This window comes from Rhizobium sp. SG_E_25_P2 (assembly GCF_029892285.1).
GTDB lineage: Bacteria > Pseudomonadota > Alphaproteobacteria > Rhizobiales > Rhizobiaceae > Rhizobium_E.
Genome location: NZ_JARXVM010000008.1, coordinates 110150 through 133651, shown reverse-complemented (window position 1 = coordinate 133651; position 23502 = coordinate 110150). Strand labels below are relative to the sequence as shown.

General features: G+C 61.7%; 18 protein-coding genes. 11 read left to right on the top strand and 7 right to left on the bottom strand.

The features are described from left to right. Positions 1-129 precede the first annotated feature (129 nt). From M2360_RS13175 to M2360_RS13155, 5 genes are all read left to right on the top strand, one after another. Positions 130-2571 carry a glycoside hydrolase family 2 protein gene (locus M2360_RS13175; RefSeq protein ID WP_280775611.1) on the top strand — a complete coding sequence of 814 codons (2442 nt, stop codon included), beginning with the start codon at positions 130-132 and terminating at the stop codon, positions 2569-2571. Positions 2572-2789: 218 nt separating this feature from the next. Then, a complete protein-coding gene (locus tag M2360_RS13170; RefSeq protein ID WP_280775610.1) occupies positions 2790-3551 on the top strand; it encodes a sugar phosphate isomerase/epimerase in 762 nt (253 codons plus the stop codon). A 12-nt stretch (positions 3552-3563) separates the two neighbouring features. Then, a complete protein-coding gene (locus tag M2360_RS13165) occupies positions 3564-4697 on the top strand; it encodes a Gfo/Idh/MocA family oxidoreductase (protein ID WP_280775609.1) in 1134 nt (377 codons plus the stop codon). A gap of 156 nt (positions 4698-4853) precedes the next feature. After that, entirely contained in the window at positions 4854-5906 is a 1053-nt protein-coding gene (mgrA, locus tag M2360_RS13160) for an L-glyceraldehyde 3-phosphate reductase (protein WP_280775608.1), read from the top strand. 201 nt (positions 5907-6107) lie between these two features. Then, positions 6108-7721 (top strand): glycoside hydrolase family 43 protein, encoded by a 1614-nt coding sequence (locus tag M2360_RS13155; protein WP_280775607.1) that lies wholly within the window; start codon positions 6108-6110, stop codon positions 7719-7721. Positions 7722-7781: 60 nt separating this feature from the next. Here the strand turns inward: M2360_RS13155 and M2360_RS13150 are convergent, their stop codons facing one another. The 5 genes from M2360_RS13150 to M2360_RS13130 all read right to left on the bottom strand — a co-directional run bounded on the left by M2360_RS13150 (position 7782) and on the right by M2360_RS13130 (position 12695). Then, entirely contained in the window at positions 7782-8021 is a 240-nt protein-coding gene (locus tag M2360_RS13150; RefSeq protein WP_280775605.1) for a hypothetical protein, read from the bottom strand. A gap of 198 nt (positions 8022-8219) precedes the next feature. Further along, positions 8220-10115 (bottom strand): hypothetical protein, encoded by a 1896-nt coding sequence (locus tag M2360_RS13145; RefSeq protein ID WP_280775603.1) that lies wholly within the window; start codon positions 10113-10115, stop codon positions 8220-8222. A 59-nt stretch (positions 10116-10174) separates the two neighbouring features. Continuing rightward, positions 10175-10369, bottom strand: coding sequence for a hypothetical protein (locus tag M2360_RS13140; protein WP_280775602.1), 195 nt, complete (start codon positions 10367-10369; stop codon positions 10175-10177). Next, positions 10366-11571, bottom strand: a complete 1206-nt coding sequence (locus M2360_RS13135; RefSeq protein WP_280775725.1) for a GTP-binding protein — start codon at positions 11569-11571, stop codon at positions 10366-10368. Before M2360_RS13135 ends, M2360_RS13140 begins: the two co-directional genes overlap by 4 nt. Positions 11572-11657: 86 nt before the next feature. Further along, a complete protein-coding gene (locus M2360_RS13130; protein WP_280775601.1) occupies positions 11658-12695 on the bottom strand; it encodes a zinc ABC transporter substrate-binding protein in 1038 nt (345 codons plus the stop codon). A 116-nt stretch (positions 12696-12811) separates the two neighbouring features. On the opposite strand from M2360_RS13130, the gene M2360_RS13125 reads away from it, so the two are divergent. From M2360_RS13125 to M2360_RS13105, 5 genes are all read left to right on the top strand, one after another. Continuing rightward, positions 12812-13726, top strand: a complete 915-nt coding sequence (locus tag M2360_RS13125; protein ID WP_280775600.1) for a metal ABC transporter ATP-binding protein — start codon at positions 12812-12814, stop codon at positions 13724-13726. Beyond that, the gene (locus M2360_RS13120) at positions 13719-14531 is read left to right on the top strand and encodes an iron chelate uptake ABC transporter family permease subunit (protein ID WP_280775599.1); all 813 of its coding nucleotides are present in this window, start codon (positions 13719-13721) and stop codon (positions 14529-14531) included. Before M2360_RS13125 ends, M2360_RS13120 begins: the two co-directional genes overlap by 8 nt. After that, a complete protein-coding gene (locus M2360_RS13115; RefSeq protein ID WP_280775598.1) occupies positions 14531-14932 on the top strand; it encodes a Fur family transcriptional regulator in 402 nt (133 codons plus the stop codon). Before M2360_RS13120 ends, M2360_RS13115 begins: the two co-directional genes overlap by 1 nt. Positions 14933-15024: 92 nt before the next feature. After that, entirely contained in the window at positions 15025-17373 is a 2349-nt protein-coding gene (locus M2360_RS13110; protein WP_280775724.1) for a heavy metal translocating P-type ATPase, read from the top strand. 271 nt (positions 17374-17644) lie between these two features. Further along, positions 17645-20677 (top strand): EAL domain-containing protein, encoded by a 3033-nt coding sequence (locus M2360_RS13105; protein WP_280775597.1) that lies wholly within the window; start codon positions 17645-17647, stop codon positions 20675-20677. 4 nt (positions 20678-20681) lie between these two features. Here the strand turns inward: M2360_RS13105 and M2360_RS13100 are convergent, their stop codons facing one another. Then, positions 20682-21209 (bottom strand): gamma carbonic anhydrase family protein, encoded by a 528-nt coding sequence (locus M2360_RS13100; protein ID WP_280775595.1) that lies wholly within the window; start codon positions 21207-21209, stop codon positions 20682-20684. Positions 21210-21362: 153 nt separating this feature from the next. On the opposite strand from M2360_RS13100, the gene M2360_RS13095 reads away from it, so the two are divergent. After that, positions 21363-22052, top strand: coding sequence for a YjbE family putative metal transport protein (locus M2360_RS13095; RefSeq protein ID WP_280775594.1), 690 nt, complete (start codon positions 21363-21365; stop codon positions 22050-22052). Between the two features lie 314 nt (positions 22053-22366). Here the strand turns inward: M2360_RS13095 and M2360_RS13090 are convergent, their stop codons facing one another. Continuing rightward, positions 22367-23281 carry a helix-turn-helix domain-containing protein gene (locus M2360_RS13090; protein ID WP_280775593.1) on the bottom strand — a complete coding sequence of 305 codons (915 nt, stop codon included), beginning with the start codon at positions 23279-23281 and terminating at the stop codon, positions 22367-22369. Between the last annotated feature and the right edge of the window lie 221 nt (positions 23282-23502).

The window sequence follows — 23502 nt, the reverse complement described above, 5'->3', positions numbered from 1 at the left end:
AGGGCGATAGGGGGCAAGGACGGCGCTCAATCTTTCTTGTCCCCGTCGTGACGGGGACGAGGTCCCGGCAGGGGGATGAGGGGCTTTACGCCGCGCCCTCCTATTCGGTCCCTTCAGAGGAATATACGCATGACCCAGACACTCGACCTTTCCGGCTCCTGGTCGCTTTCGGCCGACGGCCAGCGCGACGGGCTGACGATTTCGCTGCCCGGCGACGTGCATTCGGCGCTTCAGGCCGAGGGCGTTATTCCAGATCCCTATTTCGGCAAGAATGAAGCGCTGGTGCAATGGGTCGCCCACAAGGACTGGACTCTGACGCGCAGCTTCGACATGCCGATGGCTCCTGTTGATGGCGACTGGTATCTCGACCTCGACTATGTCGACACTGTCGCCACGATCCGGATCAATGGCGTCATCGTCGCCCGCACCGACAATTGCTTCCGCCGCTATCGCCCCGACGTGACGGGCGCGCTGAAGCCGGGAACGAATGAAATTTCGGTGACGCTGCATTCGCCGGTCGCCGAGGGCAAGAAGGTCTATGACGCCCAGCCGTTCGAAGTGCCTTGGCTCAAGATGAACTGCCCTATCCCCTACGGCAACATGCTGCGCAAGCCGCAATGCCATTTTGGCTGGGACTGGAACATCGCGCTGGCCCCTTCAGGTCTTTACGGAACCATCGCCCTTCGCCGCATCGAGACGGCGCGGATCGAACATGTCACCGTCAAGCAGGCGCACAAAAAGGATGGCAGCGTCGAACTCGACGTGGCCGTGACGCTCCATGCGCGTGATGCCGGACAGGCGGTCGTGCGGTTCGACCTGGATGGATGGTCGTTGAATCGCGACTGCGACCTGCCCCAGGGCGAGACGGTGCTGCATCACGTCTTCGTCGTCGAGAAGCCGAGGCTTTGGCATCCCGCCGGTGCGGGGCCGCAGAATCTCTACACGCTGAAAGTGAGCCTGGACGAGGAGACGATCGTCAAGACGATAGGCTTGCGCACGATCGAACTCGTCACGGACAAAGACGAGGCTGGAAACCGCTTCGTCTTCCGTGTCAACGGCGCGGAGATTTTCTGCAAGGGCGCCAACTGGATTCCCGCCGACGCGCTGTTTTCCCGCACGAGCCGTGAAAAGACCGAAGCCCTGCTGCAATCGGCCGTCGATGCGAACATGAACATGATCCGCATCTGGGGCGGCGGCTTCTACGAGCATGACTGGTTCTACGACATCTGCGACCGGCTGGGGCTGATGGTCTGGCAGGACTTCATGTTCGCCTGCAACCTTTATCCCTCGACGCCGGATTTCCTGGACAATGTCGCGCATGAGGTCGAGTATCAGGTCAAGCGGCTCGGCCATCACGCCTCGATCGCGCTCTGGTGCGGCGACAATGAACTGGTCGGCGCTCTCACCTGGTTCGACTGCTCGAAGAAGGATCGCGATCGCTACCTCGTCTCTTATGATCGGCTGAACCGCACCATCGAAACGGCGCTGCGCAAGGCTGACGCCGATGCGCTCTGGTGGCCGTCGAGTCCGTCCTGCGGCTATCTCAATTTCGGCGACGCCTGGCATGCCGATGGCTCCGGCGATATGCATTTCTGGTCGGTCTGGCACGAGAACAAGTCGTTCGATCACTATCGCACCGTCAAGCCGCGCTTCTGCTCGGAATTCGGCTTCCAGTCCTACACGTCGAATCTGCTGATCAGCCAGTTCGCGGAGAAGAAGGACATCAACATCGCCTCGCCGGTGATGGAAGTGCATCAGAAGAACCCGGGCGGCAATGAGCGGATCGCGGGCACGATGTTCCGCTATTTCCGCTTCCCCCAGGATTTCGCCAATTTCGTCTATCTCAGCCAGATCCAGCAGGGACTGGCGATCAAGACGGCAATCGATTACTGGCGCTCGCTCAAGCCGCATTGCATGGGCACGATCATCTGGCAGCTCAACGACACCTGGCCGGTGGCCTCCTGGGCCAGCCTCGATTACGGCGGCAACTGGAAGGCCATGCATTATCAGGCGCGGCGCTTCTTCGAGCCCGTGACCCTGGTCGCCATTCCGTCACCGGAGGGTGATAGGGTGGAGATGCGGATGGTCAACGATCTCGCCGACAATATCGAGGTTTCTGCGGACTTCTATACGGTCGATCTCGCCGGCGCGCGGCATCCGCTGCGGTCCGCCAAGGCGACATGCCGTCCCGACAAGGCGATGACGCTGGAGACGATTTCCGCCAGTGAAATCCCTGGGGATCACCTGCTGTTTTGGGATTTCCGCACGTCGGCCGGCAATGAAGGTCGCGGTCACCATGTGGCGACAAGCTACAAGACGCTCGATCTCGCACCCGCCGGCCTCGTCTATGAAGCGCAGGCCGTGGGCGAGGGGCGTTGGCGGATTTCGCTGAACTCCGCCGGTCTCGCTCTGTTCGTGATGCTGGAGGCGGATGTGGCCGGTCGCTTTTCCGACAACGCCTTCGACTTGCTCGCTGCAGAATGTCGCGTGATTACCTTCACTGCTGAAGATCCGTCGGCGACGCCGCGCTTCGTGCTGCGGGATCTCCAGTCGTGTCAGGCGGTGGAGTGAACATTTGATTTAGACGGCGTGCTTCGCCCCTCATCCGGCTGGCGCCACCTTCTCCCCGCATAGCGGGGAGAAGGACGATGGAGCGGAGGTCGCGCCACAATCCCCTTCTCCCCGCAGGCGCGGGGAGAAGGTCCCGGCAGGGGGATGAGGGGCATTGCACGACTGCATCCCATCATCTCCACCCAATTTCCACCTTCGGGCGATCAATGGAGGACATCATGACCAAAGTCTCGTTTCAGCTCTACAGTGCGCGCAATTTCCCGCCGCTTTCGGAAATCTTCAAGCTGCTCGGCAAACTCGGCTATAACGAAGTCGAGGGTTTCGGCGGCATTTACGGGCCGATGGACACTGACGCCGTCAAGGCGCTCAAGGCCGATCTCGACGCCAATGGCCTGACCATGGCGACCGGCCATTTCGGTCTCGACCAGTTGGAGAACGAAACGGGCCGCATGCTCGATATCGCCCGCACGCTCGGCATGGACGCCGTCTATTGCCCCTATGTGATGCCCGACGACCGTCCGAAGGACGCAGAAGGCTGGACGGCCTTCGGCGCGCGGCTTGAAAAGGCCGGCAAACCCTTCCGCGACGCCGGCTTCGATTTCGGCTGGCACAATCACGATTTCGAATTCGTCGCGCTCGCCGACGGCTCGCTGCCGCATGACCGGATCTTCGAAGGCGGTCCGTCGCTGTCCTGGGAGATGGATGTCGCCTGGGTGGTGCGCGGCGGCGCCGATCCGGCAAAGTTCATCGATGCCTATAAGGACCGCATCACCTCGGCCCATATCAAGGATATCGCGCCGGCCGGCGAAAATATCGAGGAAGGCGGCTGGGCCGACGTTGGTCACGGCGTCATGGACTGGCCTGCGATCTGGAATGCTCTGAAGGCGACCAATGCACGGCATTTCGTCGTCGAGCACGACAATCCGTCCGACATCACCCGTTGCGCGACGCGCTCCATCCAATCGATCCAATCGTTCTGAGGACAGAATTCCATGACAAAAGAATATGGCGTTGGCGTCATCGGCTGCGGCAATATTTCCGAAGCCTATTTCCGCCTGATCCCGCTGTTCAACAATCTCAAGGTCGTCGCCTGCGCCGACCTGCATATGGCTGCAGCTGTCGCCAAGGCCGACCAATTCGGCATTCTGGCTCAAGAGGTCGATGCGCTGCTTGCCAATCCCGATGTGGATGTGGTCGTCAACCTCACTATTCCCGAGGCGCACTATCCCGTCTCGAAGAAGGCGCTTGAAGCGGGCAAGCATGTCTATTCGGAAAAGCCTTTCGTGCTGTCGATCGAACAGGGCGAGGATCTCCGCCGCATCGCCACTGAAAAGGGTCTGCGCGTCGGCTCGGCGCCGGACACCTATCTCGGCGGCTCGCACCAGTTCGCCCGCAACCTCATCGACAGCGGCCAGATCGGCAAGGTCATGTCGGGCACCTGCCATGTGCTGGGGCCGGGCATGGAAATGTGGCATCCGAACCCGGATTTCTTCTTCCAGCCAGGCGGCGGCCCCATCCTCGATATGGGACCCTATTACGTCAACAATCTCGTCAACCTGATCGGTCCGGTGAAGCGCGTCGTGGCGCTCGCCAACAAGGCGAAGCAGGAGCGCACCATCACCAATGGTCCGCGCAATGGCGAGAATGTGCCCGTCATCGTGCCGACCAATGTGCATGCGGTGCTCGAATTCGTCTCCGGCGCGCAAGTGGCGCTGATGGCGAGCTGGGACGTCTGGGCGCATCGCCACCAGAACATGGAGCTTTACGGCACTGACGGCGCGATCTTCGTTCCGGATCCCAACTTCTTCGGCGGCACGGTGGAAGTGGCGGGAACCGACCGCGAGCCGAAGGAAGTCGATGTCTGGGACCACCCGATGACCGCCAAGAATTACGAGTTTGCCTGGGGAACGCAGGCCAATTACCGCGGCGTCGGCCTGTCGGACATGATGGCGAGCATCGAGACCGGCAGCGATTACCGCTGCTCGCTCGACCGTTCGCTTCATACGATTGACGTACTGACGTCGATCCTGAAAAGCGCCGAAGAGGGCAAGGCGATCGATATCCGCACCACCTGCACCCAGCCGGCCGCTTTCGGCATCGAAGAGGCCCGGTCGCTGCTGCGCTGAGGCGCTTGCCTTCTCGTCTCCCCGGTTCGCCGGGGAGACATTTGGCGCGCAGGCGCATTTACTGAGGTACGTGAGGCAAAGTTTCCAATCACGGCTTGCCTCCCCAAAGCCATGAGGGGCATAGTCCGGCCGCACAAGAATATTGGAGGATTCCCCATGGCATGGCGCCCCGCTGAAAACCGCTATGAGACTATGAAATACAACCGTGTCGGCAAGTCCGGCCTGAAGCTGCCGGCGATCTCCCTCGGCCTGTGGCACAATTTCGGCCATGACGCCAAGCATCAGACCAAACTGGAAATCTGCCGCACCGCTTTCGATCTCGGCATCACCCATTTCGATCTCGCCAACAATTACGGCCCGCCTCCGGGCAGCGCCGAGGAAGCCTTCGGCGAGATCCTGCGCACCGACTTCAACGGCTATCGCGACGAGTTGATCATCTCGTCCAAGGCCGGTTACCTGATGTGGCCCGGGCCCTATGGCGAATGGGGCAGCCGCAAATATGTCATTGCTTCCTGCGACCAGAGCCTGAAGCGGATGGGTCTCGACTATGTCGACATCTTCTACTCGCACCGGTTTGACCCGGAGACGCCGCTCGAGGAAACCTGCGGCGCGCTCGATCATATCGTCCGCTCGGGCCGGGCGCTCTATGTCGGCATTTCCTCCTACAACACCAAGCGCACCCGCGAGGCGCACAAGATCCTTCAGGATCTCGGCACGCCCTGCATCATTCACCAGCCCAGCTATTCGATGATCAATCGCTGGATCGAGGAAGATGGCCTGGTCGACGCCTGGGAAGAATTGGGCATGGGCTCGATCGTGTTCTCGCCGCTGGCCCAGGGCATGCTGACGTCGAAATATCTGAACGGTATTCCGGAGGGCGCCCGCGCCAGCCTCGACAAGTCGCTCAATCCCGATTTCCTCAACGAGAAGAATGTCGAGAATATCCGCGCGCTCAATCGCATCGCCGAAAAGCGCGGCCAGACGCTGGCGCAGATGGCGCTTGCCTGGGTGCTGCGCGGCGGCCGCGTCACATCGGCGCTGATCGGCGCGTCCAGAGCGAGCCAGGTGGAGGATTGCGTGAAAGCGATCGACAATCTCGATTTTACGGCGGAAGAACTGGCCGAGATCGATATCTACGCCAAGGAGGCCGATATCAATATCTGGGCGGCTTCGGCCGAGCGCAACGGCCCGGCGCGGAAGAAGAAGTAAGTTCAGGCTCGTCTGGTCGGTGTCAGCCCCTCATCCGGCTGCCGCCACCTTCTCCCCGCAGGCGGGGAGAAGGGCGATGGAGCGCCGTCCTTGCCACATCCTCCTTCTCCCCGCTCGCGCGGGGAGAAGGTCCCGGCAGGGGGATGAGGGGCGTCCCTCCGGCGGATGATATTACCTAGAATTTTCGAGGAGGAGACCATCATGATTCACAACCCCATCCTGCCGGGCTTCAATCCCGATCCTTCCATCGTCCGGGTGGGCGAGGATTATTATATCGCCACCTCCACCTTCGAATGGTATCCGGGCGTGCAGATCCATCATTCGCGCGATCTCGCCAATTGGGAGTTGGTCTGCCGGCCGCTGAGCCGCAAAAGCCAGCTCGACATGCGCGGCAATCCCGACAGCTGCGGCGTCTGGGCGCCGTGTCTTTCCTATGCCGACGGGTTGTTCTGGCTCGTCTACACCGATGTGAAGCGCTTCGACGGTTCGTTCAAGGATGCGCATAACTATATCGTCACCGCGCCGTCGATCGAAGGTCCGTGGTCCGATCCCGTCTATGTCAATTCCTCCGGTTTCGATCCGTCGCTGTTCCATGATGATGACGGGCGCAAATGGTTTCTGCAGATGTTGTGGAACCACCGCCCCGAGGCGCACAACACCATCGGCGGCAATAGCCATTTCGACGGCATTCTTTGCCAGGAATATGACGCGGCGGCGGGAAAGCTGATCGGGCCTGTTTACAACATCTTCGGCGGCACGGAACTCGGCCTGGTCGAAGGCGCGCATCTGTTCAAGAAGAACGGCTACTATTACATAACCGCTGCGGAGGGCGGCACCGGCTATGAGCACGCCATCGCATTCGCTCGCTCCGAGCAGGTGCTTGGTCCTTACGCGCTGCATCCGGACCAATATCTGCTGACCTCTAAGGATGCGCCTGATGCGCCCCTTCAGCGCGCCGGCCATGGCCAATATGTCGAGACGCCAGAGGGCGAGCCCTATGTGGTTCATCTGACTGGACGGCCGCTGCCGCCGCTGCGGCGCTGCACGCTGGGCCGCGAGACGGCGATCCAGAAATGCGTCTGGGGTGAGGATGGCTGGCTACGGCTTGCCCATGGCGGCCTGGTTCCGGCGCTTGAGGTCGAGGCGCCCTTGGGCGCCGTGCAGAAATCGACGCCGGAGCGCGTCGAGGCGGAGTTCGACAGCGTTGAACTGCCCCGGGAGTTCCAATGGTTGCGGACGCCCGAGCCCGACAGGCTGTTTTCGCTCACCGCGCGGGCCAGCCATCTCAGGCTTTATGGCCGCGAAAGCCTCGGCTCCTGGTTCGAATTCTCACTGGTGGCGAGACGGCAGGAGCATCACCGTTTCCGTGCGGAAACCGTGGTTGATTTCAAACCCGAAACCTATCAGCAGGTCGCGGGGCTGACGCATTATTACAATCGCTACAAGTTCCATGCGCTGGCGGTGACCTGGCATGAGACGCTGGGGCGTTGCCTGACGATTCAGTCTTGCCCAGGAAATTATCCCGGCGGACGGCTGACATTTCCGGTTGGTTCGGGCGAGGCGCTGCCTGTTGGCCGTGTGCATCTGGCCGCCGATGTCCGAGACAATGCGCTCCAGTTTTTCTGGAAAGGTGACGGCGAGGCGGTTTGGCGCGCGATCGGCCCGGTCCTCGACGCGGGCGTGGTGTCGGATGAAGGCGGAGCCGGCGAGCATGGATCGTTTACCGGCGCCTTTGTCGGCATGTTCGCCTATGACATCACCGGCAGCGCAAAGGCGGCGGATTTCGACAGGTTCACCTATCAACGCCAGATGTGAGGGGACTAAAAAAGCCCGGCCGCGCATGCAGCCGGGCTTGTCCTCGACGTATCGAGAAAATCAGTTGGCGTAGCGGATGCCGGCGCGCACTTCCTGGATCGCCATGCTGATCAAGCTGCGAGCCTTCACGCGGTGGCCGCCCTTGTTGTCATTCGCTTGCGCCAAAAAGGCGTCGGCGGCGACAAGATGGTCAAGCGCGCTTCTCATATTGGGCTGGGCGGCGATTGCGGTGACGCCTGCGCCGGTTGCGATGCCGATAGCCATGGAGATGGCGATGATCGTGGGAGTCTTGAATTTCATGGACGTTCCTTTCCCTCTTAATTGCCCCTAAGTCACGCGAAAGTCGCGCGAAATGGCGCGAGCCTATACGTGACGCCGACAAGTCAGTTGTAACGCGAGAACAATGTCCGCGACCGAATCCGATCGCGCAACTAAGGCGACGTTACGGGGCGCGCGGGCGTCTCGTCAACCCGAATAGCCTATGAGTTTCCATACGCGCTAAAATAGATCGAGGTCAGTTGGTTCGAGGCCGCGGCGGGCTCGGTCAGCCGCAAGCATATAGGCTTTTTCGAGGTGATGTCGGAAACGTTCAGCGTCGAACAGTGGCGCCTTTCGGCGTGTTTCGACCAGCCGCTTGCGGACGAGTTTCAGGCTATCCGGGGCCGTGGCGAAGCTTGCAGCCATTGCGACAAAGGTTTGGGCGTCCGGCGCCACGAGATCCGGCATGCCCGCCGCGTTCAGCAGGCTTTCGGAGACGCGCGACGCGAAGTTCGAGCCTCTTTTCGTCAGCGTCGGCACGCCCGCCCAGAGCATGTCCGACGTGGTCGTGTGGCCGTTATAGGGAAAGGTGTCGAGATGCAGGTCTGCGGCTGCGGCGCGGTGCAGATGCCGGGCATAATCTGCGTTTTCGGCAAAGATCAGGCGGTGGCGCGCCACGCCTTGCTTCTCCATTCGCGTTGCGAAATTCTCGCGGATCAACGGCGTTTCCAGCAGTATCCAGAGACGGCTCTCCGGCGTCTTGCGCAGGATCTCGGACCACAGTTCCAGCGTTTCCAGCGTGATCTTGCGATTGGCGTTGAAACTCGCAAACAGGAAGCGATCTTCGGGCAGGCCGAGCGCGGCGCGCGAAGGCGGCGTCGGGGTCGGCTGCGGACGCGTGCTGGCGTCGTTGGGCTGATAGCTGTCCGGCAGCCGAATGAATTTTTCGTGGAAATATGGTTTTGCCGCATCCGGCAGCACGAAATGATCGCCGATCACGTAATCCAGATCGATCATCTGCGTCGAACCGGGATAGCCGAGCCAGGCGATATGAACGGGCGCGATCGGGAAATTGAGCACCTGGCTGCGCGAGCCGCCGGTATGGCCCTTGAGGTCGACGAGAATATCGACGCCGTCGGCGCGCATCCGTTCGGCGATTTCGGTGTCGCTCAGGCTGGTGACGCTGACAATGCGGCCCCATTTGGAGCGACCGCCATCGTCGCGGCGGATCAGGTCATCCGGCGTGTAGCAATAGAGGGTGACATCAAAGCGGCTTGCGTCATGGCGTTCGAGCACCTCGCGCATTAGCCGCATTGTGGCGTGCGTGCTGCTGAAATCATTGGAGAAGTAGCCAATGCGAAGACCCTCTCCCCAGACATGCGCGGCGGCGCGTCGGGCGGCGGCGCGATCTGGGGAGTAGCCGGGGCCGACATTCTGGCGGTTGGCGGCCAGCCGGTTCACTCTTTGGTCGCCGCAGTGAAGGAGATTGGCGTAGGGCGTCTCGCCGTCATGGGCGGCGGCGTCCCCGAGCATGGCGCGCCGCTCCTCCATCCAGCGCTCCTGCGCCTCGATCGTATCGTAGTCGCAGAATTCGCGCGCCACCGCCATCAGCTTGGCCTGGGCGACGTCGTCGTCGGGCCTGAGCGCGGCCAGTTTCTTGAACAGCGGCAGATTGAAAGGATTGCGCATTTCGCCCGCAATGAGTTCTGCGGCGAGATTGAGATGGTTCGGATCATTGCTCGCCGTCAGTCGGTTCTTGACGAGGCCGAGCAGATCGCGCTCGCCGCGCGCGTGGAATTCGCGCGCCAGCAGGAAAATGATGTCGGGATCGCCATCCTGCGCCTTCTGCGCCTTGATCGCCGCAGCCAGCGCCTGGTCGCTGTCTCCGAGAGCGTCATGGGCGAGGGCGGCTTTCTTCCAATAGACAAATGCGTTCGCGCCAGCGGCGCTGGCCGCCATGTCATAGGCGCCGATGGCGTCCTTCGTCATCCCGACCGTCTGCAGGGCGTCTCCGAACAGGCCAATAAGTTCGGCGCGCGCGTCGCCCTCCGCCAATGCGGCGTTGATGATACTGAACGCCGCGTCGAGATCGCCCGCGTCCAGAGCGGCGCGGGCGGTGGTGAGGCGGTCTTGCATGTCGGGCGCTCCGTTCGAATCGCCCGATTATGCAGCATCGTGGCTGGCGCGGAGGTCTCTCAGGCCATCCGCTTTGGCGTCTGCGGCTCCACAGCTCCGCGATCCCTGAAGATCAGCGCTTCCGCTTCGCCCGGCCAGATAACCGGACCCGCCCGCCGGCCCGGGGGATCAGGCCGCAAGGTCGGTTTTATGATCTTGCCGTCGCCATCGACTTCAAAGCAGTGATAGCGTCGGCGTGGTCGCTCCTCGTTCATGCCGCTTTCGCGCTCCAATCGGGGAAGGGATCGTTGAGATCGCGCCAGCGCTCGGGGCGGAAATCGGTTTCCGGCACCAGGCAGGCGTCGAGTTCGGCGCGGATGGCGGCCTCGCTCATCGGATCGGCGCCGATGAACACCATCTCCTGTCGGCGGTCGCCCCAGACCGGGTCGAAACGGTCATAGATCGCCGAGCGGCTGCCTTCATCCGTCGGCCAGCGCTCTTGCGGCACGGCCGCCCACCACAGGCCGATTTTCTGGGTGCGAACGATCGCGCCGGCATGGCTGAGTTCGCCGACATAATGCGGACGCGTGGCCAGCCAGAAAAAGCCCTTGGCGCGCACGACGCCCGGCCAGGAGCGGTTGACGAAAGCCTTGAACTTGGCGGGATCGAAGGGCCTGAGCGCCCGATAGACGAAGGAGCGGACGCCATATTCCTCGGTCTCCGGCGTGTGCTCCGCATAGCCGTAAAGCTCCTTGTACCAGAGCGGGTGCGTGTGAGCCTTTTCGAAGTCGAAGCGGCCGGAGCCGAGAATTTCCGAAGACTCGACGCGGGCGAAATCGGTCTCGATGATGTGAGCGTCGGGATTGAGCGCTGTGACGATCTTGCGGGCTGCGTCGAGATCGGCGGGGCTGGCGTCCGAAACTTTGTTGATGATCACCACATCGGCGAATTCGATCTGCTCGACCAAGAGATCCACCAGCAGGCGCGCATCGCCTTCGCCCGCCGTTTCGCCGCGATCGGCGAGGAAGTCGTCGGAGGCGTAGTCTTTCAAAAGCGAGGCCGCGTCGACCACCGTCGCCATCGTGTCGAGCCGGGCGAGATCCGACAGGCTGAAGCCCGCTTCGTCGCGAAATTCGAAGGTGGCGGCCACCGGCAGCGGTTCGGAAATGCCGGAGCTTTCGATCAGCAGGTAATCGAAGCGTTTTTCGCGGGCGAGACGGCTGACTTCGTTCAGGAGATCGTCGCGCAGCGTGCAACAGATGCAGCCATTGGTCATCTCGACCAGTTGTTCGTCGGTGCGCGACAGATCCGCGCCGCCTTCGCGAATGAGTTCGGCGTCGATGTTCACCTCGCTCATGTCATTGACGATGACCGCGACTTTCAGGCCCTGGCGGTTGTTGAGAACATGGTTCATCAAGGTCGTCTTGCCGGCGCCGAGAAAGCCTGAGAGCACGGTGACGGGAAGACGGGTATCCACGATTGGAGCTTTCATAATGTTATACCATTACATGTTGATGTCCGAAAAAGGCGGGTGCGAGCGCCCGCCTCGATTGTTCGACCTCGTCACTTCGCGGCGAGGCAATCCTTGATTGAACGGGCGATGCCGAGCATGAGATCGCCGTAGAGGGCTTCGCCCTTCTGGTAGGAGCCGCCTTCAGGATCGAGCACGCCGCTCTTGGCGTTTGTGCCTTCGAGCACGACCTTCACCAGTTTCGGTTCGAATTGCGGTTCGGCGAAAACACAGGTGGAGCCGAGTTCGGCCACTTTGGCGTGGATTTCCTTGAGCCTTGCCGCACCCGGCATCGTTTCCGGCGAAACCGTGATCGAACCTGCGACTTTCACGCCGAACTCTTTCTCATAATACTGGTAGGCGTCGTGGAAGACGATGAAAGGCTTGTCCTTCACCGGCTCAAGCTCGGCCTTGATCTTAACCGCCAAGGCGTCGAAGCTGGCGTTGAGATCGGCGAGGTTCTTCTCATAGGTCTGGGCATGCTCCGGATCGGCCTCGACCAGGGTTTTGGTCATCGCGGCGGCCATCAGCTTGGCGTTGCCTGTATTGAGCCAGAGATGCAGGTCCGTTTCTTCCTCATGATCATGGCCTTCATGGCCCTCATGAGTTTCGGCGCCGTGATCGTGACCTTCTGCCGCCTTTTCCTCGGCGTCATGGTGGTGCTCACCCTCCTCATGGCCCGCTTCGGCGTGGTCGTGGTCCTCTTCGCCATGGTCGTGACCTTCGAAAGCGCCGCCTTCTCGGGTATGAAGTTTCAACAGCCCCTCGACCTCGTCGAGTTCGAGGATCCGCGCTTTGCCGCCGAGCGTTTCCAGCGGCTTCTCCATGAATTTCTCCATGTCGTGGCCGACCCAGAAGATCACATCGGCGTTCTGAAGGCGTGAGGCGTCGGAGGGGCGCATCTGATAGGTGTGGGGAGAGGCGACGCCGTCGACCAACAGTTCGGGTTCGCCTACGCCTTTCATCAGCGAGGCGGCCAGCGAGTGGATGGGCTTGATCGACACCACCACCTTCGGCGCTGCCTGGGCCGCGAAGGCGGACAGGGCTATAATCGAGGCGGAGGCGAGGGCGGTGGCAAGCATTGAACGCATCGGCGGTCCTTTTTAACCCGTTACGACTGGAATGTCGCTGTAATGTTATTACATAAATTGCGTTACGCTATAACGTATGACATAACCCCTGCCAAGTCCCGACTCTGGAAAATTCTATGCTCGACAGAATACCTCAACATGATCAGCTGGTTGGCCTTGATGGCGCCGGGATCTCGCGCAATGGCCGCTGGCTGGTGCGCGGTGTGAGCTTCTCCGTGCGCAAAAGCGAGATCGTCACGCTGATCGGCCCCAATGGCTCGGGAAAATCGACCTCGGCGCGCATGGCGCTGGGGCTGATCAAGCCCGACGAGGGCAAGGTGTCGAAGCGAGATGGACTCCGGGTCGGCTACGTGCCGCAGAAGATGAGCATCGACCGCACCATGCCGCTGACCGTCGAGCGGCTGATGACGCTGACCGGTCCGTTGCCCCGGCGCGATATCGCCAATGCGCTCGCAGAAACCGGCGTCAGTCACCTCGCCAAGGCGGAGGTGCAGCATCTGTCGGGCGGCGAGTTCCAGCGCGCGTTGTTGGCCCGCGCCATCGCCCGCCGGCCCGATCTGCTGGTGCTGGACGAGCCCGTGCAGGGTGTGGATTTTTCGGGCGAGATTGCCCTTTACGAATTGATCGGCGAGATCCGCGACCGCATCGGCTGCGGCGTGCTGCTGATCTCGCACGACCTGCATGTGGTGATGGCGGCGACCGATACGGTGATCTGCCTGAATGGCCATGTCTGCTGCACCGGCACGCCGCAAGCGGTGACCCAAAGCCCGGAATATCAGCGCCTGTTCGGCCAGCGCGGCGCAGGCGCGCTGGCGATCTACGCTCATCATCATGATCACACCCATCTGCCCGATGGCCGGGTGCAGCATGCCGACGGCTCCGTCACGGATCATTGCCATCCAGAGGATGGGCATCATCACGATCACGACGAGGATGAGGACCATGTTCATGGTCCCGATTGCGGCTGCGGCCATGAACGCAACCGGCTGGTTCTGCCCAAGACCATGACTGCAGGAGGCCGCGATGCTTGACGACTTCTTCATCCGCGCGCTGATCGGCGGCACCGGGCTCGCCTTGACCACGGGGCCGCTCGGCTGCTTCATCGTCTGGCGGCGCATGGCCTATTTCGGCGACACGATGGCGCATTCGGCTTTGCTTGGCGTGGCGCTGTCGTTGTTGTTCAATCTCAATATCATGATCGCAGTGTTCGTGGTGGCGGCGGCGGTGTCGCTCTTGCTGCTGCTGTTGCAGAAAGTGCAGTCTCTGTCGGCGGACTCGCTGCTCGGCATCCTGTCGCATGCCTCGCTGTCGGTCGGATTGGTGATCCTCGCCTTCATGTCCTGGGTGCGCGTCGATCTCGTCAGCTTTCTGTTCGGCGACATTCTCGCCATCGGCGAGGGCGATATCGACCTGATCTGGGGCGGCGGCATTCTCGTTCTGATGACGCTGGTCTATCTGTGGCGGCCCTTGGTGGCCTCGACCGTCTCGGAGGATCTGGCCGAGGCAGAAGGCTTGCAGCCGAAACGGGCGAGGCTGATCTTCATGCTGCTGCTCGCCGTGGTCATCGCCATCGCCATGAAGATCGTCGGCATCCTGCTGATTACCTCGCTTCTGATCATCCCCGCTGCAGCCGCGCGGCGCTTTTCGACCTCGCCGGAGATCATGGCGGCGCTCTCGGCGGTCATCGGCGTTGTCGCGGTGTGGGGCGGGCTGTATGGATCGCTGCAATTCGACACGCCGTCGGGCCCGTCCATCGTGGTGACCGCGCTCGCGCTGTTTGTCGTCAGCCTGCTGCCGGTGGGTCGCGATCGGCTGGCCGAGGAAGGGAGGACATGATGAAAACAGAGCAAACGCTCACCAAGAACCAGGCGCTGGTGCTCGGCGCGCTGAATGGCGCGGCAGGCCCGCTCAGCGCCTATGACATTCTCGACCGGCTGCGCGGCGACGGTTTTCGCGCGCCGCTGCAAGTCTATCGGGCGCTTGAGAAGCTCGTCGAGCAGAGGCTGGTGCATCGGCTGGAAAGTCTCAACGCATTCGTCGCCTGCGCGCATCCGCATGATCATCATGACCACCATCACGGCGTCATCGCCTTTGCGATTTGTGAAACCTGTGGACAGGTGACCGAGTTTCACGATCACACCATCGAGCATCAGCTCAAGCAATGGCAGGCGGCCACCCAGTTCAAGGCTGAGAAGACCACGATCGAAATCCGCGGCGCCTGCAAGAATTGCGCTTGATATGCGTCAAGACTCCGGCCATCCCGACCGGCTAGGAGAGAGTGGCGCAGGCATGAGCGGGAGACGACGAGATGCAGAAATTCGAGGGCGGCATGTTCGACCGGTTGTTCGACGCGGCTGCGCCGTCGGGTGAAACCAGCGATCCGCCGACGGCGATCGACCCCGTTTGCGGCATGACGGTGAAGCTCGGGATCGGCAAGCCAACACTCTCGCATGAGGGCGTCGACTATCATTTCTGCAATCCGAAATGCCGCGTCCGCTTTGCCGCCGATCCCTGGTTTTATCTGTCGGGCCATTCGAAGAACAAGCCGAAGCAGGCCAAGGCGGCCGTGCAATACACCTGCCCGATGGATCCGGAAATCATTCGCGCCGAGCCGGGCGCCTGCCCGATCTGCGGCATGGCGCTGGAACCGATGACGCCGTCTGCGGAAGACGGCCCCAATCCCGAGCTCATCGATTTCACTCGCCGTTTCCAGGTGTCTGCGACATTGACCTTGCCGTTGCTCGTCGTGGCGATGGGACCAATGCTCGGCCTGCCGGTTCGCGACTGGGTCGGTGAAAGACTGGCGGCCATCGTGGAGCTGGCGCTTGCCGCGCCCGTGGTTCTCTGGGCGGCCAAGCCGTTCTTCGAGCGCGGCTGGGCCTCGCTCAGAACAGGCCACTACAATATGTGGACGCTGATCATGTTGGGCGTCAGCGCCGCCTTCGCCTATAGCCTCGTCGCCGTCGTCGCGCCGCAGATCTTCCCGCATGACGTCGCTGGCCATGGCGGGCTGCCGCCTGTCTATTTCGAGGCGGCGGCGGTGATCGTGACGCTTGTGTTTCTCGGCCAGATCCTGGAGTTGAAGGCGAGGGCGAAAACCGGCGACGCCATTCGGGCGCTGATCGGCCTGGCGCCGAAGACCGCGCGCCGCATCCAGCCGGATGGTTCCGAATTCGACGCGCCGCTCGAAAACATCCTGCCGGGCGACAAGCTCAGGGTGCGCCCGGGGGAGGCGGCGCCGGTCGATGGCGTCGTGATCGAAGGGCGATCGTCGGTCGATGAGAGCATGCTCACCGGCGAACCCATTCCGGTCGACAAAGAGCCGGGTTCGACGGTCACCGGCGGCACGGTCAATCGATCCGGCACATTCGTGATGACGGCCTCGAATGTCGGCGCGGACACGCTGCTGTCTCGCATCGTCGCGTTGGTGGCGGAGGCGCAACGTTCGCGCGCGCCGATCCAGAAGCTGGCCGATCGCGTTTCTGCCTGGTTCGCGCCGACAGTTGTCGCGGTGGCGGCGGTCGCTTTTTGCGCCTGGCTGATCTACGGCCCGTCACCCAGCCTGATCTACGCTCTGATCGCCGCTGTCTCCGTACTGATCATCGCCTGCCCCTGCGCGCTCGGCCTTGCTGCGCCGATGTCGGTGATGATCGCGGCGGGGCGAGGCGCTGCGGCGGGCGTGCTGGTGCGTGACGCAGCCAGTCTCGAAGCGCTTGCCGCCGCCAACTGCCTGGTGATCGACAAAACCGGCACGCTGACGCAAGGGCGGCCCGCGCTCGGCGATGTCGTCGCCAATACGGGTTTCGACGCGGATCGCATCCTGCAGCTCGCGGCCGCGCTCGAGGCCGGATCGGAACATCCGATCGCCTCGGCAATCGTGAAAGGCGCTGAAGCGCGGGGGCTCGCCCGTCTGGCCGCGACGGATTTCTCGTCCTTGGCCGGCAAGGGCGTGACGGGCCAGGTCGAGGGCCAGGCGCTGGGGCTCGGCAATGCGGCGTTGGCCGGCGAATATCTCGGCAAGGATGATCCTCTCGCCAAAATTGCCGACGATCTCGCCGGCAAGGGCGACACGGTGGTGTTTCTGGTTGTCGAGCGTCGGCTCGCGGGGCTTGTTTCAGTGCGAGATCCGATCAAACCCGAAGCCGCCGAGATGATCCGCCGTCTTGAAGCGGAGGGCATGCGTGTTGTCATGGCGACCGGAGACAGCCTGCCTGCAGCGCGATATGTCGCCGCCGCGCTGGGAATCAAGGATGTTCGCGCCGGGCAGTCGCCGGAAGACAAGAAGGCTTTGGTCGACGCCCTGCGCGCCGAGGGGCTCATCGTCGCCATGGCCGGCGATGGCGTCAACGACGCGCCTGCGCTCGCCGCCGCCCATGTCGGTCTCGCCATGGGCGCGGGCTCCGATGTCGCGCTAAAAAGCGCCGGCGTCACTCTGGTCAAGGGCGATCTTGCCGCCTTTGGGCGGGCGCGCAGGCTGGCGCGGGCGACGCTCGCCAATATCCGCCAGAATCTTTTTTTCGCCTTCGCCTATAATGCGGTCGGCGTACCCCTGGCGGCGGGTTTGCTTTACCCCTTCACCGGTTCGCTTCTGTCTCCCATGGCGGCGGCGGCGGCGATGAGCCTGTCGTCCGTTTCGGTCATCGGCAACGCCTTGAGGTTGAAACGCACGCCTGTCTGACTGTCTGAAAATGACGCAGTTTACACATGCTTAAGTCTCGCGCGGGAGCTTTGTGCATTCCAAAGCCCGGGATCGGGATGGCAATACGCGGTCAAAATTCGAGGAAAACACCAAGAATCCAGAAAAATGGCGACGAAATCTCGTGCATGCCTGTGCGTGAATGAAAGTCAGCGCTTTCTTAAGGTCGCGTGAAAGTTTGCCTCGCGCTTAATTCATTTTCAAGTAGTGGCGCATAGGATGCCGCTACGTGAGAGATGAGGATGCGCCGTTGATGAAACGCTCTTTCGCCAAGAGGTTTCTCAGTTTTTCCCTGGAGACGAACATACGCTTTCGCAAGAAGGTGATGTTCGGCGTCGGGCTGAGCGTGATCGCCTCGCTCGCCGGCGGCGTCAACGCCATCTACAACATCAACAAGGTCGAGGATGCGGTGAAGTTCTCGTCGGCCGCTGCGTCTCCCTTGTTGATCGGCGTCATTTCGCTGTCTGAGAGCTATCAGAAGCTGCAAAGCGTTTTTGATCCGGTGATGAAGAACTGCGTGGGCCTTGAAGGCGCCGAGCGCTATCTCAAGCAATCCTCCGAAAACCAGACCCGCAAGCTGAAATTTCTCACCACCATGGCCGAGCAGGCCGATGCGGCGCAGGAATTGCGGCGCTACGAGTTTTCGGGTTCGAAAATCTTCAAGACACGCAGCGCCCTGCTCGATGTCTGCCATCGCGTGACGGCGGGCAAGGCGCAGGTGGCGATCGGCGAAAACGCGTTGCGCGGCATCGTCAATCTCCTTGAGGTCGAGGTTTCGACCGAAATCATGGAAATCGAAAAAAAGGCCGCCGATTCCTGGGGCCCCGAACTCAGCTATGAAGGCGCGATCCGCAATCCGGCGATCGGATCGTCCGCGCCGCAAGATCCCGCCAGCCGCACGGTTTCCGGCGATCTGCGAAATTTCTACAAGCTCAAGATTTTGGCGATCGAACTGGGCGGCATCAACACCAAATTCGCCAACGCGCCGCGGCTCTACGATCTCAACCGGTTGCGCAAGAGTTTCTGGGGTCGGCTTGAGGCGATACAACGGGTGCTCACCGATGCGCGCGGCCATTTTGAGCGCGAAGGCAGGATTGAGGAATTCGACCGGCTGAATGCATTGGTGGCCAAGGCGAAACTGGTGTCCCACACTGCGCCGGCCTCGATCTTCAATGCGCAAACCAGTGTGGTGCAGAGCGAGATCGCCAAGCAGGCGCTGGTGTCGCGGCTCCAGCGCGAGCAGGGACAATATTCGGTCGCTCTGCTGAACATCATGGATGTCGCGCAGCGGATCAACCGCAACGCACAGCTCAGAACCGAACAGCAGTCGATTGCAGCCTCCTGGGAAATCGCGCTCAGCGTTTTCCTGAGCGCGACGCTTTTGCTGATCACCGGCATGTATTTCCGCCGCGCGGTCACCGAGCCGCTTGAAGCCTTGACTGCGGATGTCAGCGCCCTCGCCAATAAGGAAGATTTCGACGCGGACCCGATCGATCCGGCGCTGTTGTCGCGGGCGGATGAAATTGGCGATCTCGCCAAAAAGTTCGCCTCTACATTCCAGGCGCTGGCCAAGGCGCGAAGCCAATTGCAGGAAGCGAGCCGGCATGAATTGTCGATCCAGCGCGACCGTCTCTATGGCGCGGTCGAAAACATGCCGCAGGCTCTGTTCATGCTCGATCACGACGGCAAGATCATCGTCGCCAACCGCCGCCTGCATGAATTTTATATGAGGGGCGAGGAGATCGATCTCGTCGGCATGCCCGTCGGTGATTTCATCGCTATTTGCCGCCGCAACGGCGTCGGGATCAAGCGCACGCTGTCGGACGACGTGCTGGGCGAAGCCGAAGATCTCCGCAAGGGCTATCAGCATTCCCAGCGCATGGTGGAACTCGAGGACGGCCGCATCATGACGATGACGGTGACCCGCCTGCCGGATGGCGGTCACGTCGTCACCCATGAGGACATTACGGAAAAGCAGGCGGCGCAGCAGAAGATCACCCATATGGCGCTGCATGACGCGCTGACCAATCTCGCCAACCGCACATTGTTTCGCAGTCATGTCATGGCGCAAAAGCTCGACGCCGCCGACGCTCGGGACGCGGCGCTGCTTTACCTCGATCTCGATCGCTTCAAGATCGTCAACGACACGCTGGGCCATCCGGTCGGCGACGTGCTTCTCGTCCAAGTGGCCGACAGGCTGCGCGGCGCCCTGGGCGGCGGCTGCTTTGCCGCCCGGCTCGGCGGCGATGAATTCGCCATCCTGCAGACGGGCGTGGCCCAGCCGGAAGGCGCGCGGGCGCTTGCCGAAAGAATCATTGCGGTTGTCAACGCGCCCTTCGACATCGACGGTCACCACATCGTCATCGGCACGTCGATCGGGATCGCGCTTGCGCCCCGCGATGGAGCCGATGCGGACGAATTGGCGAAAAACGCCGACCTCGCGCTGTATTGCGCCAAGCAGGAAGGGCGTGGCAAGCATCGCTTCTTCGAGCCCGACATGGACCGGCGGATGCGCGACTGGCGCGAAATGGAGCATGATCTGCGCGAGGCTATCAGCGCCCGCCAGTTCGAACTCCATTACCAGCCGCTGGTGATGTTGCAAGGCGAGAGGATCGTCGGTTTCGAGGCGCTGGCGCGCTGGAAGCATCCGCGGCGCGGTTTCGTGTCGCCCGCGGAATTCATTCCGGTGGCCGAGGAGACGGGCCTGATTTGCGAACTCGGCGCCTGGATACTCGACGCCGCCTGCCAGATGGCGACGCGCTGGCCCGAGGATGTGGTGGTGGCCGTCAACATCTCTCCCTTGCAATTCGATGCGGGCGATCTGCCAGCGGTGGTCGCCGGCGCGCTCGAGCGGGCAGGCCTGGCCCCGAACCGGCTGATGCTCGAAATCACCGAAGGCGTGTTTCTCAACGACACCGAGGCCACCATGGCGGTGCTCAACGAACTCAAGGCCCTGGGCGTGGCCTTCGCCATGGACGATTTCGGCACTGGCTATTCGTCGCTCAGCTATATTCGCAAATTTCCATTCCAGAAGATCAAGATCGACCAGAGTTTCGTGCGCGGGATGGACGCCGATCCGGAATCGATCGCCATCATCAGGGCCGTCACCAATCTCTGCCGCGACCTTGGCATGATGACCACCGCCGAAGGGGTGGAAACCGCCGAGCAGGCGGCGATGCTGCGGTCTATCGGCTGCGAGATGGCGCAAGGCTACTTCTTCGGCCGGCCGACGCCTGGCGATGCGACCTTCGAACTCGTCGAGCCGGACAAGCGCAAGATCGCCTGAGCCGTCAAAGCGTCATGAGCCCCTTGGCGAAACGTTTCCAGTTTTCGACATAGCTGTCGGCGGAGCGGCGCAGGCCGTCCTCCGCCTTTTCATCGAGCGTCCGCGCCACGCGGGCCGGGGAGCCGACGATGAGAGAGTTGTCGGGAAAAACCTTTCCCTCCGTCACCAGCGCATTGGCGCCCACCAGGCAATTGCGGCCGATCTTCGCGCCGTTCAGGATCGTCGCGCCCATGCCGATCAGCGAATTGTCGCCGATCTCCGCGCCATGGACGATGGCGTGATGGCCGATGGTGCAGCCTTCGCCAATCGTCGCCGGATGGCCCCAATCGGTATGGATCATCGCGCCTTCCTGGATATTGGTGCGCGCTCCCACGCTGATGCGTTCATTGTCGCCGCGCAGCACCGCGCCGAACCAGACGCCCACATCTTCGCCCAGCGTCACCCGGCCGATGACATGCGCATCGGGGGCGATCCAGAAGCGTCCCGCCGCCGGGGTGACAGGCGTTTCCTCGTCCAGCGCGTAAATGGGCATTGCATCCTCCGATTCCTTTTGAACTCATGCGCGTAGTTTTTCGTTAGGTAGCCGGTAATGCAAGCCTTTGAACGCGCCCGAGGTTGACAGTCCAGCCGTTTGCGTCCAATCAGCAAGCCATCCCATTGACGTGATCCCGAAACCGGAGTTCAGATGTTTGGCATCGACTATGCGGCATTCGCCGCCTTCGCCCAGGTCGTGATGATCGACCTCGTTCTTGCTGCGGACAACGCCATTGTCATCGGCATGGCAGCGGCCGGGCTCGCGCCCGATCTGCGCAAGAAAGCGATCCTGATCGGCATTCTCGCCGCCACGGTGCTCCGCATCGTCTTCGCCCTGGCGACGACCTGGCTCCTGCAGATCATCGGCCTCATCCTGATTGGCGGCATTCTGCTGTTGTGGGTGAGCTGGAAGATGTATCGCGAACTCACGGTCAAGGAAGAAGAGGTGGTCAACGCCGAAGAGGCGTTGACGGACAGCGACCAGAACGCCGATGGCGTGGTGGGCGGCAAGCCGCGCAAGTCGTTGCGCGACGCGGTGTTCCAGATCATCGTCGCCGACGTGTCGATGTCGCTCGACAATGTGCTCGCCGTCGCCGGCGCCGCCCGCGACCACATGACCGCGCTGATTTTCGGTCTCGGTCTGTCCGTGGTGCTGATGGGCGCCGCCTCCGCCGCCATCGCCAAGCTGCTGCACCGCTTCCGCTGGATCGCCTGGGTCGGTCTGCTGGTGATCTTCTATGTCGCCATCCGCATGATCTATGAAGGCGCGGATCAGGTGCTTGGCCATACGCTGCCGAATATTCCGCTGTTGAAAAGCGGCGGGCCGGCTGCGGTTCACTAAGAGTTGCGCACATACATCGCGGCATTCGCCAAGATAGAAACGATCCGTCCAGTCGCGCCGATGCTCGGCTGGACGGATCGTTATAATTTTCTTTATATATAACAATATGATGTGCGAAGAGGTATGTCCCAAGTATCAGGTTTTTTAATCTGATAACGAATCGTGGAAAGCCAGTTGAGGCTTTTGGGACCTTCCGCTGATCAGCGTGGGGCGCATATCAGGCGCAAAACTTCGAGTGACAACGCTCTCTTCGAGTGTTGGCGGGTCGCGCGCAAACCGCACGCTGATGATACTGTGACCGGCCATGCGGGGGCTCAAAAAGCCTGTGAACGCAGTGCCCGTGGGCTCAGGCCGAATTTGGTCTTGAATGCCCGGTTGAAGCTTGAGAGATCGTTGAAACCCCAGGAAAAGGCAATCTCCGTGATCGAACGCGACTTCAGCGCGACTGCCCGCAGATCGTCGGCTACGCCGTCCAGTCTCTGATCAAGGATCCACTTGCCCGGTGTCATGCCATGGATCTGAAACAGCCGGTGCAGGGTCCTGAGCGACATGCCCTCCATTTCAGCCAGTTCCTTATAGTCGGGAATGGAGCTTCGGATATAGCGCAGGATCCGGGCCTGCAGGCGTTCGAAGCGTAGCAGGTCGGCGTCATCCACGCCTGACGTCTCGAACTGTATGGCATTGGCGATCAGGTCGGCGGCGGAGCTGGTGAAGGTCTCCAGACCGCCTGTACCAAGCGATTCCGCATTCTTGGCCAGTTGGAACACAAAACCGGCAGCGAGGGCGACAGCCCCTTTCTGGCCGTGGAAGCGGCGCGCGGTCTGATACGACAGATTGGGAAGGCGCCTTTCCAGCAAATGGCGCGGCATGCGAAAAATCAGCTGGTCAAACGGCGTGTCGAACAAAAGTCGATAGGGCCGGGTGGTCTCGTAGATCGTGAAGTCGCCCTTTTCCAACCGTGCCTGTCGACCGGCCTGCTCGACAAAGCCATAACCCGATGCCTGGATGGCAAAGATTACCACTTCCTGTGGGTCGCTCCGGATATTGGCATTCGTTCGTTCGGTTATCTGGCGCGTCGAATGGACGAAGGACAGGGCGTTCGAGTTCGGAAGCGCTTCCCGCACATGCCCAAAGAATGACGCATCGTCCGTCTGGCTTTCCAGCCGCACATAGGTTGACCACAACCTTTCCTGCCAGTGCTCGAACGATTTCGGATCGAGCTGCGTCATCTGACCCTCCGGATTATCGCTGACGACGAGTGAGAATGCTTGAGGCCCGGGCGTGGAGCAGGCGCTTCCGGATGCCGTTCTGGCACTAGAAGCCCGTTTTGTTGGCGCTGTCAACAGTGCGCAAAATTTGGGCGCGGGTAACCTGAGCGCAATTCAGACCGCAAAAGCGGCAAGGGAACTAACAACATTTAGAAGGCTGCGACACCGGAGCGACCGGTGAG